Origin of the sequence: Microbispora bryophytorum (assembly GCF_006874465.1) — a bacterium.
GTDB classification, from domain to species: Bacteria; Actinomycetota; Actinomycetes; order Streptosporangiales; family Streptosporangiaceae; genus Microbispora; species Microbispora bryophytorum.
Window position 1 is genome coordinate 1 of the sequence record NZ_VIRL01000129.1, and the last position, 376, is coordinate 376.

Consider the following 376-nt stretch of genomic DNA (forward strand, 5'->3'; position numbering starts at 1 on the left):
CCTTGGAGATGTCCCGGGTGCCGAGGTTGGTCGTCATGATGATGACGGTGTTCTTGAAGTCCACCACCCGGCCCTGGGCGTCGGTCAGCCGACCGTCCTCCAGGATCTGCAGCAGCGAGTTGAAGATGTCGGGGTGGGCCTTCTCGATCTCGTCGAACAGGACCACGGAGAACGGCTTGCGCCGCACCTTCTCGGTCAGCTGACCGCCCTCTTCATACCCGACGTAACCGGGCGGAGAGCCGAACAGCCGCGAGACGGTGTGCTTCTCCATGAACTCCGACATGTCCAGCATGATCAGCGCGTCTTCGTCGCCGAACAGGAACTCCGCCAGCGCCTTGGACAGCTCGGTCTTCCCCACACCCGACGGGCCGGCGAA

At 63.6% G+C, this 376-nt stretch carries 1 protein-coding gene; it reads right to left on the reverse strand.

From position 1 onward, the window contains the following. On the reverse strand, positions 1-376 hold a 376-nt coding region (locus tag FLX07_RS36170), incomplete at both ends, for an AAA family ATPase (RefSeq protein ID WP_142576463.1).